This window comes from Methylobacterium sp. J-068, assembly GCF_022829445.1.
GTDB lineage: Bacteria > Pseudomonadota > Alphaproteobacteria > Rhizobiales > Beijerinckiaceae > Methylobacterium.
In genome coordinates, this window is sequence record NZ_JAKSXY010000083.1 from 218,034 (window position 1) to 233,337 (window position 15,304).

The 15,304-nt window shown below is 66.8% G+C and carries 16 protein-coding genes, 1 tRNA gene and 1 pseudogene; 8 read left to right on the plus strand and 10 right to left on the minus strand.

All coding sequences use genetic code 11. From position 1 onward, the window contains the following. Positions 1-16: 16 nt before the first annotated feature. Positions 17-286: a hypothetical protein gene (locus MKK54_RS13545; protein ID WP_244011502.1), complete on the minus strand. Its 270-nt coding sequence runs from the start codon at positions 284-286 to the stop codon at positions 17-19. A gap of 365 nt (positions 287-651) precedes the next feature. Between MKK54_RS13545 and MKK54_RS13550 the strand changes: the two genes are divergently transcribed. Next, the gene (locus tag MKK54_RS13550; protein ID WP_244011504.1) at positions 652-1,188 is read left to right on the plus strand and encodes a MucR family transcriptional regulator; all 537 of its coding nucleotides are present in this window, start codon (positions 652-654) and stop codon (positions 1,186-1,188) included. 503 nt (positions 1,189-1,691) lie between these two features. On the opposite strand, the gene MKK54_RS13555 is transcribed toward MKK54_RS13550, so the two are convergent. Then, on the minus strand, positions 1,692-3,026 hold the full coding sequence (locus tag MKK54_RS13555) for an MFS transporter (protein WP_244011506.1): 1,335 nt from the start codon (positions 3,024-3,026) through the stop codon (positions 1,692-1,694). A gap of 353 nt (positions 3,027-3,379) precedes the next feature. Between MKK54_RS13555 and cyoA the strand changes: the two genes are divergently transcribed. Genes cyoA through MKK54_RS13580 form a run of 5 tightly spaced genes read left to right on the plus strand, consistent with a single transcriptional unit; the run spans position 3,380 to position 8,471 of the window. Then, positions 3,380-4,582, plus strand: coding sequence for a ubiquinol oxidase subunit II (cyoA, locus tag MKK54_RS13560; protein WP_244011508.1), 1,203 nt, complete (start codon positions 3,380-3,382; stop codon positions 4,580-4,582). 53 nt (positions 4,583-4,635) lie between these two features. Continuing rightward, entirely contained in the window at positions 4,636-6,639 is a 2,004-nt protein-coding gene (gene cyoB, locus MKK54_RS13565; RefSeq protein WP_244011510.1) for a cytochrome o ubiquinol oxidase subunit I, read from the plus strand. A 28-nt stretch (positions 6,640-6,667) separates the two neighbouring features. Further along, positions 6,668-7,294, plus strand: a complete 627-nt coding sequence (gene cyoC, locus MKK54_RS13570) for a cytochrome o ubiquinol oxidase subunit III (protein ID WP_244011554.1) — start codon at positions 6,668-6,670, stop codon at positions 7,292-7,294. Continuing rightward, positions 7,291-7,689 carry a cytochrome o ubiquinol oxidase subunit IV gene (gene cyoD, locus MKK54_RS13575; RefSeq protein WP_244011512.1) on the plus strand — a complete coding sequence of 133 codons (399 nt, stop codon included), beginning with the start codon at positions 7,291-7,293 and terminating at the stop codon, positions 7,687-7,689. The genes cyoC and cyoD overlap by 4 nt, the downstream gene beginning before the upstream one ends. Further along, positions 7,689-8,471, plus strand: a complete 783-nt coding sequence (locus MKK54_RS13580) for an SURF1 family protein (protein WP_244011514.1) — start codon at positions 7,689-7,691, stop codon at positions 8,469-8,471. Before cyoD ends, MKK54_RS13580 begins: the two co-directional genes overlap by 1 nt. A 62-nt stretch (positions 8,472-8,533) precedes the next feature. Here MKK54_RS13580 and MKK54_RS13585 read toward each other — a convergent pair whose 3' ends face one another. Both MKK54_RS13585 and MKK54_RS13590 read right to left on the minus strand, forming a co-directional pair. Next, complete coding sequence (locus MKK54_RS13585) at positions 8,534-9,187, minus strand: alpha/beta hydrolase (protein ID WP_244011516.1); 654 nt, start codon at positions 9,185-9,187, stop codon at positions 8,534-8,536. Positions 9,188-9,243: 56 nt separating this feature from the next. Continuing rightward, complete coding sequence (locus MKK54_RS13590; RefSeq protein WP_244011518.1) at positions 9,244-10,206, minus strand: ring-cleaving dioxygenase; 963 nt, start codon at positions 10,204-10,206, stop codon at positions 9,244-9,246. A 120-nt stretch (positions 10,207-10,326) separates the two neighbouring features. On the opposite strand from MKK54_RS13590, the gene MKK54_RS13595 reads away from it, so the two are divergent. Continuing rightward, the gene (locus MKK54_RS13595) at positions 10,327-11,244 is read left to right on the plus strand and encodes a LysR family transcriptional regulator (RefSeq protein ID WP_244011520.1); all 918 of its coding nucleotides are present in this window, start codon (positions 10,327-10,329) and stop codon (positions 11,242-11,244) included. 78 nt (positions 11,245-11,322) lie between these two features. Here MKK54_RS13595 and MKK54_RS13600 read toward each other — a convergent pair whose 3' ends face one another. Further along, positions 11,323-11,550: a hypothetical protein gene (locus MKK54_RS13600; RefSeq protein ID WP_244011523.1), complete on the minus strand. Its 228-nt coding sequence runs from the start codon at positions 11,548-11,550 to the stop codon at positions 11,323-11,325. A 338-nt stretch (positions 11,551-11,888) separates the two neighbouring features. Beyond that, positions 11,889-12,761 carry a class I SAM-dependent methyltransferase gene (locus MKK54_RS13605; protein ID WP_244011525.1) on the minus strand — a complete coding sequence of 291 codons (873 nt, stop codon included), beginning with the start codon at positions 12,759-12,761 and terminating at the stop codon, positions 11,889-11,891. Between the two features lie 482 nt (positions 12,762-13,243). Between MKK54_RS13605 and MKK54_RS13610 the strand changes: the two genes are divergently transcribed. Then, positions 13,244-13,319 (plus strand) — tRNA-Ile (locus tag MKK54_RS13610). A gap of 34 nt (positions 13,320-13,353) precedes the next feature. Here the strand turns inward: MKK54_RS13610 and MKK54_RS13615 are convergent. From MKK54_RS13615 to MKK54_RS13630, 4 genes and pseudogenes are all read right to left on the minus strand, one after another. Next, on the minus strand, positions 13,354-14,298 hold the full coding sequence (locus MKK54_RS13615; protein ID WP_244011527.1) for a tyrosine-type recombinase/integrase: 945 nt from the start codon (positions 14,296-14,298) through the stop codon (positions 13,354-13,356). Positions 14,299-14,402: 104 nt separating this feature from the next. Beyond that, entirely contained in the window at positions 14,403-14,603 is a 201-nt protein-coding gene (locus tag MKK54_RS13620; RefSeq protein WP_244011529.1) for a hypothetical protein, read from the minus strand. Continuing rightward, complete coding sequence (locus tag MKK54_RS13625) at positions 14,603-14,905, minus strand: hypothetical protein (RefSeq protein WP_244011531.1); 303 nt, start codon at positions 14,903-14,905, stop codon at positions 14,603-14,605. Before MKK54_RS13625 ends, MKK54_RS13620 begins: the two co-directional genes overlap by 1 nt. Next, positions 14,902-15,304 (minus strand): annotated as a pseudogene (locus MKK54_RS13630) (hypothetical protein); the annotation flags it as partial. The pseudogene MKK54_RS13630 and the gene MKK54_RS13625, both read right to left, overlap by 4 nt.

The window sequence follows — 15,304 nt, forward strand, 5'->3', positions numbered from 1 at the left end:
CATACTTCGGCGGGTCCTACGGACCCTCGCCGGACCTCCGATGCTCCTCCGCCCCCCCGTGCCTCGAATCCGGCCGTGACAGGCTCCTCGTTCTGGCGGCCTTCTCACGCGCGAGGGCTCGCAGCGCCTTCGCGTAGAGTTCGCAGGACGAGCCAGGCACGAAGAAGCCGCTGCCCTGCCGCTCCTCGATGCGCTCGGCCAGGGCGGCCAGACCCGTGGGAGAATGGTCGGGCAGATCCGGAACATAGGGCTTGGGTGGCTTGTACGGGTTGCGATGTCTCGGCACGGCTTGCCCTCTCTGATCCTGCCCGGCGGTGCCGCGCATCCGGCGATCGGCTCGCGGGGCGCGATCCCCAGAAAGGATATAACGCGCTCCGGACGCTTATCGATAGGTGAACATTACAACCGATAAGAAGCGAGAGCGGCGGCTCCCACGCCGATCCGACCGATCCGTGCGTCGTCGGAACCCCGGAGGCACGTTTGGGCTTCGCTCGGGTGCCACGTGGCTGAGCGAGACCGTTTCCGCCTCGATCGAGCGGAGGCAGGATCACTGGATCGGTATTCGCACCGCATCCGGGCCGCCGGCTGCCGTTGCCTTCCCGTCGAAAATTTGATCTGATTTCGAGGGGACGCCTGCCGGAATACTATATCATGAGCGAAAAACTCGGTAACACACCATTCGATCACGTCGAGTTGATTTCCAACATCATCTCTTCTTACGCGTCTAACAATATCCTGCTGATGGACGACTTGACGACCTTGATCGTCGGCCTGCACGCCGTCGTCGGCGGCCTCCTCGTCCGTCGCATGGCCAGCCTTCCCACCACGAAGGCTGTCAGGCCGAGCGCGGCTCAGGTCAGGAAGTCCATCACACCGGACGGCCTCATCAGCTTCGAGGACGGCGCGTGCTACAAGATCCTGCGTCGGCACCTGACGGCCCGAGGCCTCACACCCGAGACCTACCGGGCGAAGTACGGCCTGTCCGACGATTATCCCATGACCGCTCCGAGCTACTCGGCACGACGCTCGGAGCTTGCCCGCACCTTCGAGCCTTGGCGGCACTGCCAGCGCTCGCCGACGTCGACGGCCTCGTCCGCGCAGGGCGAGCGGGAGGCGTCCCCGAAGCCTGAACACGAGATTCCGCCCAGGCGCCGAGGCCGGCCCCGCAAGCTCGTCACGGTGGAATGAGCCAGACGGGTAGCCGGCGCGTCCGCCGTTCATGCCTTCGAAAGCGCGCGGAACGGCAACGCCGATGTCGTCGGTGCGGCTCGGCATTTCTGGCATACCAGAGATGCGCGCGCGTCGGTGGTGTCTCGGCGGGACTCGGATAGACAGGAGGAACGCTTTCCTCCCTAAGCGATCCTTCCCCGCCCGGCGCAAGCCGCGGCGGGTTTTTGTTTCGATCCGGCCTGCTTGTCGCTCGGCCGTCATGCGAAGGCTTTCCGACTGGCATACCACGTGCCAGGGTGAAGCGTTCCTTCCCAGGAACAATGACGCACACCTTCACCCGCCCGGTTTCGACCGTGGCGGGTTTTTCTGTCTCGTCGCGGCGTTAAACATCGATCCGTTGACGGCCGCGCTCGAGCGAATCAGACGAGGGCGAGACGCGGCGTGTGCGCGCCAGACGAAAAACCCCGGCCGCCTGGGCGGGCGACCGGGAATTCGCGGCGGTGGCGGCTCGGCTCGCGAACCTAGAGTCGGGCGGTCTCGCGCCGGTTGAAGCCCAGCGCGCACAGGGTCGCCACGGCGCCGGAGAGCAGGTAGACGCCGACCCAGGACAGGCCGAAGCGGCTCGACACGCTGAGCGCCACCAGGGGCGCGAAACCCGCGCCGACCAGCCAGGCCAGATCCGAGGTCAGGGCCGCGCCGGTGTAGCGGTAGCGCGAACCGAGATTGGCGGTCACCGCCCCCGAGGTCTGGCCGTAGGACAGACCCAGCAGCGCGAAGCCGCCCAGCACGTAGATCGTCTGTCCCAGCTCGCTGTCACCGAACACGATCGGGGCGATGATGCTGGCGATCGCGAACAGCAGAATCAGGGCGGCCGCCACGCCCACCTGCGTGCGCCGGCCGATTCGGTCGGCCATCAGGCCGGAGATCACGATGGTTCCGGCGGCGAGGAACGCACCGGCGCATTGTACCAGCAGGAACTCGCCCGCGCTGCGGCTCGTGAAGAGGTGGATCCAGCTAATGGGGAAGATCGTCACGAGGTGGAAGAGGGCGAAGCTCGCCAGGGGCACGATGGCGCCGATGAGGACGAAGCGGCCGTGCGAGCGCAGCACCTCGAGGACCGGGGTCGGCTCGAGTTCGTCCATCTCCAGCATGCGCGAGAACTCCTCGGTGGCCACGAGGCGCAGGCGCGCGAACAGGGCGACCACGTTGATCGCGAAGGCCACGAAGAACGGGTAGCGCCAGCCCCAGTCGAGGAAGTCCTCGGTGGAGAGGTTGGCGAGGAAGAACGCGAACAGGGCGCTCGCCAGCATGAAGCCGACCGGCGCGCCGAGCTGCGGGATCATCGCGTACCAGCCGCGCTGCTTCTCCGGCGCGTTCAGCGCGAGCAGGGAGGCCAGGCCGTCCCAGGCCCCGCCGAGCGCGATGCCCTGGCCGATGCGGAAGGCGGCGAGCAGCCAGATCGAGACGGCGCCGAGATGCTGGTAGTTCGGCAGGAAGCTGATCGCCATGGTCGAGCCGCCGAGCAGGAACAGCGCGATCGTCAGCTTGACGCCGCGACCGTGCCGGCGGTCGATCTCCATGAACAGCACCGAGCCGATCGGGCGCGCGATGAAGGCCAAGGCAAAGATCGCGAAGGCGTAGAGCGTCCCCGTGAGCGGATCCGCGAAGGGGAAGAACACACCGGGGAAGATCAGCACCGAGGCGATGCCGTAGACGAAAAAGTCGAAATATTCGGCGGCGCGGCCGATGACGACGCCGATGGCGATCTCGCCCGGCGCGACCTTGTGGTCGCTGGAGATCTGATGCGCGTCGCGCTCCAGCGACGTCGAGGATGGCACTGCGTATTCTGCGCTCATCGAGGAAACCGTGCTCGCTTCATCCGTTCGGGGCCGAATCAGGCGCGGCGTGTCCCGCACCATGCCCTTAGATCCAGGGGAACGTTTATGCTGCGCATTTCGTCTGCGGCAAAGCGCAGCGTGAACCGCCCCATGCGGACCACCTAACAGATCCGCCGACGTCTAGCCTATAGGGGAAGGACACCTGTAACGCCTCGCCGGCCCGTCCGGCTATGATCGCAGCGCTGATCAGACGCGACGCATTTCACTTGTCAATTTGATGCGATGCAGCGCAGTGAGACGCGGCGCTTCCCACCCCGAGCGATCGGGGCCTGACGGGAGGCTGCTCCACCGAGATTGCGCCAGACGAGTCCATGCCCGTCAAAATTTTCCGTACGCTCGTGCTCCTCCCGTTGTTCGGCCTGCTCTCGGGCTGCAACATGGTCCTGATGCAGCCCTCCGGCGACATCGCCGTCCGGCAGCGCGACCTGATCCTGGCCTCCACCGGGCTGATGCTGCTCATCATCATCCCGGTCATCGCCTTCACGCTGCTCTTCGCCTGGCGCTACCGGGTCTCCAACAAGGACGCCGCGTACGATCCCGACTGGCACCACTCGACGCAGCTCGAGGTGCTGATCTGGTCGGCGCCGCTGGTGATCGTCATCGCGCTCGGCGCGCTGACCTGGATCAGCACCCACACCCTCGACCCCTACCGCCCCCTGAGCCGCCTCGACGCCGAGCGTCCGCTGCCGCCGGGCGTGAAGCCGCTGAATGTCGAGGTCGTCGCACTCGATTGGAAGTGGCTGTTCTTCTACCCAGATCAGGGCATCGCCACCGTCAACGAGCTCGCGGCCCCCGTCGACGTGCCGATCTCGTTCAAGATCACCTCCGCCACTGTGATGAATTCGTTCTTCGTTCCCGCGCTCGCCGGGCAGATCTACGCCATGGCGGGCATGGAGACGAATCTGCACGCCGTCATCAACAAAGCCGGCACCTACGAGGGGCTTTCGGCCAATTACAGCGGCTCCGGCTTCTCGCGGATGAACTTCAAGTTCCACGGCCTCGACCAGGCCGGGTTCGACCAGTGGGTCGCCAAGGTGAAGGCCGAGGGCAAGCCGCTCGGCCGGCAATCCTATCTCGAGCTGGAGAAGCCGAGCGAGCGCGAGCCCGTGCGCTACTTCTCCTCGGTGGAGGACGGCCTCTACACGTCGGTGCTCAACATGTGCGCGGTTCCGGGCAAGATGTGCATGAACGAGATGATGCACATCGACGCCATGGGCGGGGCCGGCAAGGAGAGCCACGGCAACCGCCAGCGGCTCGAATACGACAACCGCTACGCCGAGGAGGGCGTGGAGGCCCCCGCCGCCACGGTGGGCGGCTCGGGCCGTGAATCGCGCAGCCCCGAGCAGCCGGAAGGCATGAAGCCGAAATCGAACGCGCCCGAGGTCAAGCCGCACGCGGCGCCGGAGCATTCGGGACACGACCATTCGGGCCACCAGGGCCACGGTACCCCGGCCAATGACGGGACGGACTCGAAGGGGTCCGACTCCATCGCGCCGGGCCAACTCAATCGATAACGCGGACGCTTCGCCCGCGACCCCATTCGGCACTCCTCTCACGAGACAGTCCCATGTTCTCCAATCCGGATCTCCAGAAGCTCCTGTTCGGGCGCCTGACGCTCGACGCCGTGCCGCTTCATGAGCCGATCCTCCTCATCACCTTCGCGATGGTCGGTCTCGGCGGCGTCGCGGTGCTCGGCGCGCTCACCTATTTCCGCCTCTGGGGCACCCTCTGGCGCGACTGGTTCACCTCTGTCGATCACAAGAAGATCGGCATCATGTACATCGTGCTGGCGCTCGTCATGCTGCTGCGGGGTTTCGCCGACGCGCTGATGATGCGCGCCCAGCAGGCCATGGCCTTCGGCGACGTCGAGGGCTACCTGCCGCCGCACCACTACGACCAGATCTTCACCGCCCACGGCGTGATCATGATCTTCTTCGTGGCGATGCCGCTGGTCACGGGCCTGATGAACTTCGTCGTGCCGCTCCAGATCGGCGCCCGCGACGTGGCCTTCCCGTTCCTGAACAACTTCAGCTTCTGGATGACGGTGGCGGGCGCCGTGACCGTCATGGCCTCGCTGTTCGTGGGCGAGTTCGCCCGCACCGGCTGGCTCGCCTATCCGCCGCTCTCGGGGCCGGCCATGAGCCCCGGGGTCGGGGTCGATTACTACATCTGGGCGCTGCAGATCGCCGGCATCGGCACGCTGTTGTCGGGCATCAACCTCATCGCCACCATCGTGAAGATGCGGGCGCCCGGCATGAGCATGATGAAGATGCCGGTCTTCACCTGGACCTCGCTCTGCACCAACATCCTCATCGTCGCCGCCTTCCCCATCCTCACGGCCGTTCTCGCGCTGCTGTCGCTCGACCGTTACGTCGGCACGCACTTCTTCTCGAACGACCTCGGCGGCAACCCGATGATGTACGTGAACCTCATCTGGATCTGGGGTCACCCGGAGGTCTACATCCTCATCCTGCCGGCCTTCGGCGTGTTCTCCGAGATCGTCTCGACCTTCTCCAGCAAGCGCCTCTTCGGCTACGCCTCGATGGTCTACGCCACGGTCGTGATCACGATCCTGTCCTACCTCGTGTGGCTGCACCACTTCTTCACGATGGGCTCGGGCGCCAGCGTGAACTCGTTCTTCGGCATCACCACGATGATCATCTCGATCCCCACGGGTGCCAAGATCTTCAACTGGCTGTTCACCATGTACAAGGGCCGCATCCGCTTCGAGGTGCCGATGCTCTGGACGGTCGGCTTCATGGTGACCTTCACCGTCGGCGGCATGACCGGCGTGCTGCTCGCCGTGCCGCCCGCCGACTTCGTGCTGCACAACTCGCTCTTCCTGATCGCCCACTTCCACAACGTGATCATCGGCGGCGTGCTGTTCGGCATGCTGGCGGGCATCACCTACTGGTTCCCCAAGGCCTTCGGTTTCCGGCTCGACGATTTCTGGGGCAAGATGTCGTTCTGGTTCTGGCTCACCGGATTCTGGTTCGCCTTCATGCCGCTCTACGTGCTCGGCCTGATGGGCGTGACCCGCCGCGTCCAGCACTTCGACGATCCCTCGCTGCAGATCTGGTTCGTGATCGCGGCCTTCGGCGCCTTCCTGATCCTGCTCGGCATCGCCTCGTTCGCGATCACCCTGGTGGTCAGCTTCCTCCGGCGCGAGGAATTGCGGGACACGACCGGCGATCCGTGGGGCGGCCGCACCCTGGAATGGGCGACCTCCTCGCCGCCGCCGGACTACAACTTCGCCTTCACGCCGGTGATCCACGACCACGACGCGTGGTGGGACATGAAGAAGCGCGGCTATGCCCGTCCGCTCCAGGGCTTCAAGCCGATCCACATGCCGAAGAACACCGCCACGGGCCTGATCCTCGGCGCCTTAAGCATCGTCTTCGCCTTCGCGATGATCTGGTACATCTGGTGGCTCGCCGCCTTCAGCTTCCTCGCCATCGCGGTGGTCACCATCGGCCACACCTTCAACTACAACCGCGACTTCTACATCCCGGCCGACGAGGTCGTGCGGACGGAAGGTCGGCGGACTGCCCTGCTGGCGGAGCGCGTCTGAGACCATGGCCTCCCACTCCTCCACAGCCATGAACCTGTCGACCGGCGCAGAGCCGGTCGACCCCACGGCCTTCTACGACGCCACCGGCGAGCATCACCCGGAAGGGAGCACGATGCTCGGCTTCTGGCTCTACCTGATGAGCGACTGCCTCATCTTCGCGGCCCTGTTCGCCACCTACGCGGTGGTGGGGCGCAACTACGCGGCCGGCCCGTCCCCGAAGGATCTGTTCGACCTGCCGCTGGTGGCGCTGAACACCTCGATGCTGCTGTTCTCCTCCATCACCTACGGCTTCGCGATGCTGGAGATGGAGCGGGGCTACCTCGCCCGCTGCCAGCTCTGGCTCGCGGTCACGGGCCTGTTCGGCATCGCCTTCGTGGGCCTCGAACTCTACGAGTTCCATCACCTCATCCACGAGGGCGCGACGCCCCAGCGCAGCGCCTTCCTGTCCGCGTTCTTCACGCTCGTGGGCACGCACGGCCTGCACGTCAGCCTCGGCATCGTCTGGCTGGTGATCCTGATGGTGCAGGTGCACCGGCGCGGGCTGGTGGCGGAGAACAAGCGCCGGCTGCTCTGCCTCAGCATGTTCTGGCACTTCCTCGACGTGGTCTGGATCGGCGTGTTCACCTTCGTGTACCTGATGGGAGTCCTGCAATGAGCGCCGCGTCGAACGCGAGGCAGCCGCACGGCCACGGCGCGCATCCCCACGATGCGGCGCATGGCGACCACGGCGGGAGCCACGGCTCGTTCAAGGGCTACATGACGGGCTTCGTCCTGTCGGTGATCCTGACCGCGATCCCCTTCATCCTGGTCATGGGCGACGTGCTGGGGAACGACCGCCTGACCGGCCTCGTGATCATGGGCTTCGCGGTGGTGCAGATCGTGGTCCACATGATCTACTTCCTGCACATGAACACGAAATCCGAGGGCGGCTGGACCATCCTGGCGCTGATCTTCACCCTGACGCTCGTGATCATCACCCTCACGGGCTCGCTCTGGGTGATGTACCACCTCAACACCAACATGATGCCGATGCACATGAACATGCGCTGATGCGCAGGGGCGATCCGGCCCGGAGCCGCTCCGGCGCGGGCCTGTTCGCCCTCTGCGCCGCCGGACTGGTGCTCGTGGCCATCCTGGCGGCGCTGGGCACCTGGCAGGTTCAGCGCCGGACCTGGAAGCACGCGCTCGTCGCGCGGGTCGAGGCCCGCATCCACGCCGAGCCGGTCGAGGCGCCCGGACCGGCGGAGGCGGGCGGCCTGACGCCGGAGGCCGACGCCTATCGGCGCGTGCGGGCGACGGGGCGGTTCCGCCACGACCGTGAGACCCTGGTCCAGGCCGTGACCGACCTCGGCCCCGGCTTCTGGGTGATGACGCCCCTGGAGCGTCCGGACGGCACCACGATCCTGGTCAATCGCGGCTTCGTGCCGACCGGCGGGCGCGATCCCGCGACGCGCCCGCAAACCGCGAATGCCGGGCCCGTCACCGTGACGGGCCTCCTGCGTTTCAGCGAACCCAGCGGTGGATTCCTGCGCGCGAACGATCCGGGGGCCGGGCGCTGGTACTCGCGCGATGTCGCCGCCATCGCGGCCGCCCGCGGCCTCGGCCGGACAGCCTCCGTCTTCATCGACGCCGATGCGACGCCGAATCCCGGTGGCTGGCCGGTGGGCGGCCTCACGATCGTGTCCTTTCCGGACAATCACCTCGTCTACGCGATCACCTGGTACGCGCTCGCCCTGATGGTCGCGGGCGCGCTCGCCTATACGCTCGCGGATGCCCGCCGCACGGCCCGGAGATCGACGCCGTCGCCGGCGAGGCCGGACGTGCGGCGGTGACATCGCTCGCACCGCGCGGGCCGAGCGAGACTGTCTCCGCTTCGATCGCGCGGACGACGGTCTCACCGCGCCGAAAGGCCCTCGATCCAGGCGCCGGCCCGCGTGACATCCGCCTGGGTCAGGCCGTGCCCGGCGGGCAGGGTCTCATGCGTGACCCGCGCGTTCGCGGACCGGAGGCGCTCTGCCAAGCTCTGGACATTGGTGGCCGGAACGATCGGATCGGCGGCGCCCGAGAGCATCAGCACCGGGCGCCCCGCGAGGTCGACCGATGGCGTCCGCGCCAAGGGCAGCATCGGGCGCAGCAGCGCGGCCCCGGCCAGGGCGTCGGGACGCAGCAGCAGGAGGGCCGCGGCGATGTTGGCGCCATTCGAGAAGCCGACCGCGACGGGGGCCGCGAGGCCGTAGGCCACCCGCGCGGCGGCGATGAAATCGGCGAGATCGGAGGCGCGACGCCGCAGGTCGTCTTCGTCGAAGACGCCTTCGGCAAGGCGCCGGAAGAAGCGCGGCATGCCGTTCTCCAGAACCGGCCCACGCGCGGAGAGCAACGCGGCGCCGGGGGCCAGCGTCCGGCCGAGAGGAATCAGGTCGGTCTCGTCGCCCCCGGTGCCGTGCAGAAGCAACAGCGGCGGCAACCCGGCCTGCGTGGCGGGCACGAAGCGATGGACGAAGCCGAGGCCCGTCCCGTTCGCGGCATCGGTGATGTGAGCATCCATCATGGCAACCTCGCGGATATCGGGGGTGAGCGCCCGCCCGCAGGGGGCGGGCGCGGATGTCAGGCGAGTTCCGGTAGCCGATCCTCGATCCGGGCGCGGTGCGGCTCGAGAAAGGCGGGCAGCTTGAGCGCGCGGCCCAGATTTTCCGCCGTCTCGTCCACGGCGAAGCCCGGCCCGTCGGTGGCGATCTCGAACAGAACGCCGCCCGGCTCGCGGAAGTAGACGGAGCGGAAGTATTGGCGGTCGCGCTGCTCGGTGACGGCGAGCCCGTGCGGACCCGTCAGCCGCTCCACCATCGCGGCCTGCGCCGCGTCGTCCGCCGCCCGGAACGCGATGTGATGCACCGACCCGGCGCCCTGCCGACCGCGCGGGAACTCGCCCACCGCCCGCAGGGTCACGAACCCGCCGGCCTCGGCGCCGCCGGCATAGCGGGTCGCGAGGTCCTCGCGCCCGGCCTCGTGGAAACCGAACACGTCCGTCAGGATCGCCGCCGTCGGACCCGCCTCGCGCAGGAGCAGCGTGACGCCGTGGAAGCCGCGAATCGCGTGCTCCGCCGGAACCGTACCGTCGGTCCAGGCCGGATCGCTCTGCGTCTCGGCGGCGGCGACGCCCACGAGGGCCAGCATCATGCCGTCCGGGTCGCGGAAGCGCAGCACCGGCTCACCGAAGACCGGCGTCGGGGCGTCGTGGGTCACGCCCGTCTCGACGAAGCGATGGGTCCACCAGCCGATGGAGGCGCGCGGCACCCGGAACGCCGTCTCCTGGGTCTCGCCGATGCCGACCCGGCCCGGCGCCGCGTGGGCGACGGGAAAGAAGGTCAGGATCGTGCCGGGATTTCCGGCCGCGTCGCCGTAATAGAGATGGTGGGTGCCAGGATCGTCGAAATTCACGGTCCGCTTCACGAGCCGGAGACCGAGGATCCGCGTGTAGAAATCGCGGTTGCGGGCGGCCGCGCCGGAGAAGGCCGTGACGTGGTGGAGACCGTTCCGGGCGGTGCCGTCCTGTGAAGGCATGCGAGACATGGGTTTGGCTCCTGTCGGGCGGCGGGTCGGCTCGACCGTGCCGCGATGACCGGAAGATGCCCCTTGTCCGGCCTCGATAAAATGGAAACGATGGAAACACATCGTTTCGGATATCGACCCATGAAGCTTCCGGATTTCGAGGCCTGGGCCGTCTTCGCCAAGGTGGTGGAGACCGGCTCCTTCGGTCGGGCCGCCCTCGAACTCGGCGTGGGCAAGGGCACCGTGTCGAAGGCCGTCACCCGGCTCGAAGCGCGCATCGGCGCGCGGCTGTTCAACCGGACCTCGCGCAAGCTCGCCCTGACCGAGGCGGGCTTTACGGCGCGGGATGCCGCCGCGCGCATCCTCGCGGAAGGGGAGGCGGCCGAGGCCGTGGCGCAGGATTGCGCCGCGACGCCGCGCGGCAAACTGCGGCTGGCGGCTCCGATGTCCTTCGGTCTCCTGCACGTCGCGCCGCGGCTGCCGGACTTCCTGGCGGCGCATCCCGGCCTCAGCCTCGACCTGCATCTCAGCGACGAGGTCGTCGACCTCGTGGGTGGCGGCTTCGATGTCGGGCTGCGCATCGCCGCGCTGCCGGATTCCTCGCTGCGCGCCCGCCGGCTCTGCACGGTCCACCGCTCCCTGGTGGCGACGCCGGCCTATCTCGACCGGCATGGCAGGCCGGGCCACCCGCACGATCTCGCGGCGCATGCCTGCCTCGGCTACGCCTACCTGCCGACGCCCAACCGCTGGCGCTTCCTCGGGCCGGACGGCAGCGAGGCCCAGGTCGTCCCGTCAGGCCCACTGCGCGCCAACAATGCCGATGCCCTGGCGCCGGCCCTGCGCGCGGGCCTCGGCCTCGCAGTGCAGCCCGATTTCACGGTGTGGGAGGATCTGCGCGCGGGCCGCCTGGTCCGGGTCCTGCCGGACTGGTCGCCCCCGCCCATCGACCTCCATCTCGTGACGCCCCCGGGCGAACCCCGACCGGCCCGCGTCACGGCGCTGATCGCCTTCCTGGCTGAAACCCTGACGGCGGCGCCCTGGGCGCGGCCGAACCCTTAAGTGTCTCTCACAAAACTCCCGCTGCGCTGCCGTGCCCAGAGTGAGGACCGACGGTGGTCGGGCGTTTTGTGAGGCACTCTAAGCCTCCGCGATTTCCAATCGCAGACCGCGCCCCCGCAGCACCTTGTCGATTCGCGTCCGCATCTCGGCGCAGAGCCGGTTGACGCGCATGTGCAGCGTGTCGCCCTGCGGCGTTCCGGTCACCCAGAGCCGATAGCGCAGGCCCTCGTCGCGCAACTGCGCGAGCAGGCGCTCGGAAGCGATGCGGTTGGCCTCGTTGTTCATCGCGATGAGACTGGCATCCATGGTGGTCTCCCGTGCTTCCGAGGAGCAACGCGCGAAGGGGCGTTTTCATTCCCGGACGCGGAGCGCGATGCGCGAAGTCGGAGTGCCGATACGATGCGCGCGCGAGACCGGACCTCACACTTGGTCTCGAATGCGTCATGCTCACCGAGGTCTGGTATCACGCGGTACGGGCCATGGGACCACCGTGGACCGGCATGTCACGCGCCGAAGCCTTCGCATCCGCACCGGACGCCGGGGCGGCGCGGACTCAACCCCTCATCCGGTCACCGCTCCTCGGGCGAAACGATCCCGTCCCGGAGCGATCCGAGGCGGATCGTCGTTTCAGGAATTCCGGCGCATCATCGCTTCTTCAGCACGATCATGTCTTGGTAGTCCGGATATTGTTCCTGGTAATCGGCGATCTCGAACATGCGTGACCACATCCGAAAAATGTATTCCTTGGTGTAGACGACGTTGGACGCATACGATCGGTCGTTGCGCCAGCGCAGAACGATCTTGCCCTGTTCCTTGAGCTCGTCGGCGAATGTGGGCGACCATCGCGGATGGGTGGTCAGCGGCTCATACATCGGCCACGTCTTGTCCATGCGACCGATCTGATTTTCCGTGACGACGCTCAAGAGGGCGATTCCCCCCGGCTTCAGCACCCGGCGAATCTCGGCGAGCCACTGAAGCTCGAACGTCTCGATATGGCTGAACACCGACCAAGCCGAGAAGACGTCGACGGAGGCGTCTTCCAGGGGCAGGGTCGGGATCGAACTGGTCTGGACCGGGATGATGTTCGTCGGCAGGTGGCGCTCCATCCAGACGATGTGCCGCCAGTTGATGTCGAAGGCCCAGATTTCGCCGAACGCTCGCCGACGCGCGAGATGGCGCACGACACGGCCACTCGCCGCGCCGAGTTCCGCGTAGATGCCGGGCTCGACCTTGTGCTCCGCGGCCGTCTGCTGGATTTTCGATGCGAGCTGTGCTCCGGAAATCCAATATTCGTAATGCCGATCACCGTTATAGCCTTCTCGATCTTCGGTCGCGGGCAGGGGATCGGCATCCGCCGCTTCCATCGCCGCGATGGCATCGGCGGTCGCGAAGCTCGTATCGACCGTCCAATTGCGCCTGTCTTCGAGTTCGCCGACGCGTGGGAGCAATTCGAACGTCGGCTCATCGCGACTATTGAGCGCTATGAAATCCTCCCAGATTTTGTCTTCGGTAGACAATTTGAAATCTCCATCCGATCAGGGAAAGAATATTCCGTAGTCGAGCATGACGTACTCATCACTAAAGGTCGCGGAGCTTCGGTACAAGATCGCTGACCGCGCAAACCGTCCCCGAGAAAGTCGAATCTCTCGCAATAGCCAACCTTGGTGCCGGACTTGTCGGACGCCGTCATACCGAAACGCGGCGCCCGAACGGCGTCCGCACGCCCCCTTCGCGGCCACACGTACACGGATCACATCGGCCAGGAGTGGACCGGCCGGCGACACACCCGCCGGTCGACCGGTGCCGCACTCGGAATGCTCGGATCGCGGAGCGTGGAGAGCGTGACCAGGATGCGCGAGGCCGTCGAATGGCGCCGCGATCCCTTGCCGATGCACGCCGTTCGGGATACGCAAACCCGACGTTTCTGGTGCCGTTTCCATCGCCGACATGATGGACCGGGCACAGCGACGAGCCGAAGTACGAGTCGCCGCAACGGCTTGGGCCTGTAGCTCAATGGTTAGAGCCGACCGCTCATAACGGTCTGGTTGCAGGTTCGAGTCCTGCCGGGCCCACCACCTGTTTACTAAGCACTTGCCTGACAATAACTTTTCAGCCTTGATCCCGCACCGGAATTGAAGGTGCGGGAGTAGCTCGCGCCTCGCGGGCCAGCTTGGCGCGGTTTGCGGTCCGGGTGTAGGTCGCGCTTTCCCGGCTCCCGTCAGCCCATCCAAACAGGGCGTTCAGCTGAGCTTCCGTCGCGCCTTCCTCCACAGCTCTGCGAGCACCGGCCTTCCGGAGCCCATGCGCAGACCCTGGGCACTTCGCCTCCCTGCATGCCTTCCCGAACCAATTGCCGAACGATTCCTTGCCGAAGGGTAGGCCCCGTTCTGTCGCGAGGAACGTCATCTCGCCCGTAGCGGTGGCGGCAATCGAAGCGGCGAGGGGAGGGAGGATCGGGGCGACCACAACCATTCCCGTTTTCTCGGTTCGAAGTGTGAATTCGCCGTTGCGCACATGCGGCCGGCCGAGGCGCACGGCATCGCCGCGGCGCAGGCCGGTGAAGAGCAGGAGATCGAACGCGAGGCGCTGACGGGTACCGACCGCCCAGGTTGCCTCGAAGCGCTCAAGCTCTTCCTCGGTCCAAGCGTGAAAGCCGTCTTCGTTGGTGCCGGCGAGAAGCTTGATGCCGTGGGTCGGATCAGCTTTCACGTAGTCGGCATCGAGGGCCCAGCGGAACAAACCGCGTAGGGACTTCAGGAAGTTGTTTGCTGCGTATGGGGTATCCCGGCGGCGATCTCGGCCAGCCAGGATCGCGCGGCGGTCGATCGCTTGCAGCGGCTCGTTGCCGGCTGTCTTCTCCATGGCCCGGTAGAACCCGTGGCGCTGCTTCCGGGTAGCCGGCTTCAACTCCCGCCACTCTGCCGTGGTGAGGTACTTCGCGATCAGCCACGAAAGCGTGCCCGGGGTCGGACCGGTGGCTGCCGCAACTGGCTTGCCCTCGACCGCCAGACGATAGTCGCGCCAGAACTCCGGGCTGCCGTAGGGCGCGCGCATCCGCGTTCTCTTGCCTTGACCGACTCGCACGTACCAGACGACCTGGTCGTGTCTCGTGGTTTCGCGGACGAGATGAGGCGGGCGCGGTTTAGGCATGGCGGCCGTCATAGGACCACCACGCGCCCTTCATTGGCAACTTCGGACGGGCTGACGGTAGGATCGCGCTCGTCCTCCGAGCGGACCGTTTCCACCGCAACGCCATCGGTACGCACGACGACCCGCATCACGGGCAGGCCGGCGGCTTGGATGGCGCGAATCGCCCGGGCGATATCAGCCTGCGTTACCATGGCGGCACGACGCGGCATCAGCCACACCCCGTCGTGCTGCCGCAGGCCTGACAGGTCAGGCAGGTGCCGGCGCGCTTCATCATGAAGCCACCGCAGTTCGGACAGGCATCCCCCGTGAAGCCCTGAGATGTTGCGATCTCGCGTTGAGTGAGGGTGCCGGTGTCCGTGGGCGGCACGGCACGGGATGGCTGCGCGTCGCTGAACAGGTGAGCGCGCAGGATGCGCTCGACGTCTGCCGCGCTTGATCCGAGGGCGGCCGGATGAATCGTGCGGAGCGTGGCGCCGTCGGTGACGGTGATCACGTAGGCGATCGATGTCATGCCGCCGCTCCGTCCGTCGCCGTGACACGAGCCGGACCGGGGCCAGGATTCGCGCACCACATCGGGTTCTCGACGGGGTTTCCGAACAGGTCCGGGAACAGGCCGTGGATCAGCGGAGTCAGTTCGTTCAGCCGCCGGTTGGAGGCTTCCCATGCGGCACCACGGATCTGTTCGTGCTCGTCCGTATCATCGGGGAACGGGCGATCCTCAGGCTGCTCACCCACCACGCAGGCGTCGCCGTGGATGAACTCCTGGAGGATCATGTCCAGCACGACGAGGCCGATCTGATCACGTGCGGCAGGGGCGAGGCGTGACCAAGCCTCCCTGAGATCGGATGGGGTCGGGACCCTCCCGGCGCCTGCGCAGGGAGGGTCTGAAGCCATCGTCCGATTCACGATG

Excerpts from the sequence above, each read along its gene's own strand:
- MKK54_RS13550 (WP_244011504.1), top strand. The coding sequence starts at position 652 with ATGAGCGAAAAACTCGGTAACACACCATTCGATCACGTCGAGTTGATT.
- MKK54_RS13555 (WP_244011506.1), bottom strand. The coding sequence starts at position 3,026 with ATGAGCGCAGAATACGCAGTGCCATCCTCGACGTCGCTGGAGCGCGAC.
- cyoA (WP_244011508.1), top strand. The coding sequence starts at position 3,380 with ATGCCCGTCAAAATTTTCCGTACGCTCGTGCTCCTCCCGTTGTTCGGC.
- cyoB (WP_244011510.1), top strand. The coding sequence starts at position 4,636 with ATGTTCTCCAATCCGGATCTCCAGAAGCTCCTGTTCGGGCGCCTGACG.
- cyoC (WP_244011554.1), top strand. The coding sequence starts at position 6,668 with ATGAACCTGTCGACCGGCGCAGAGCCGGTCGACCCCACGGCCTTCTAC.
- cyoD (WP_244011512.1), top strand. The coding sequence starts at position 7,291 with ATGAGCGCCGCGTCGAACGCGAGGCAGCCGCACGGCCACGGCGCGCAT.
- MKK54_RS13580 (WP_244011514.1), top strand. The coding sequence starts at position 7,689 with ATGCGCAGGGGCGATCCGGCCCGGAGCCGCTCCGGCGCGGGCCTGTTC.
- MKK54_RS13585 (WP_244011516.1), bottom strand. The coding sequence starts at position 9,187 with ATGATGGATGCTCACATCACCGATGCCGCGAACGGGACGGGCCTCGGC.
- MKK54_RS13590 (WP_244011518.1), bottom strand. The coding sequence starts at position 10,206 with ATGTCTCGCATGCCTTCACAGGACGGCACCGCCCGGAACGGTCTCCAC.
- MKK54_RS13595 (WP_244011520.1), top strand. The coding sequence starts at position 10,327 with ATGAAGCTTCCGGATTTCGAGGCCTGGGCCGTCTTCGCCAAGGTGGTG.
- MKK54_RS13600 (WP_244011523.1), bottom strand. The coding sequence starts at position 11,550 with ATGGATGCCAGTCTCATCGCGATGAACAACGAGGCCAACCGCATCGCT.
- MKK54_RS13615 (WP_244011527.1), bottom strand. The coding sequence starts at position 14,298 with ATGCGCGCGCCCTACGGCAGCCCGGAGTTCTGGCGCGACTATCGTCTG.
- MKK54_RS13620 (WP_244011529.1), bottom strand. The coding sequence starts at position 14,603 with ATGCCGCGTCGTGCCGCCATGGTAACGCAGGCTGATATCGCCCGGGCG.
- MKK54_RS13625 (WP_244011531.1), bottom strand. The coding sequence starts at position 14,905 with ATGACATCGATCGCCTACGTGATCACCGTCACCGACGGCGCCACGCTC.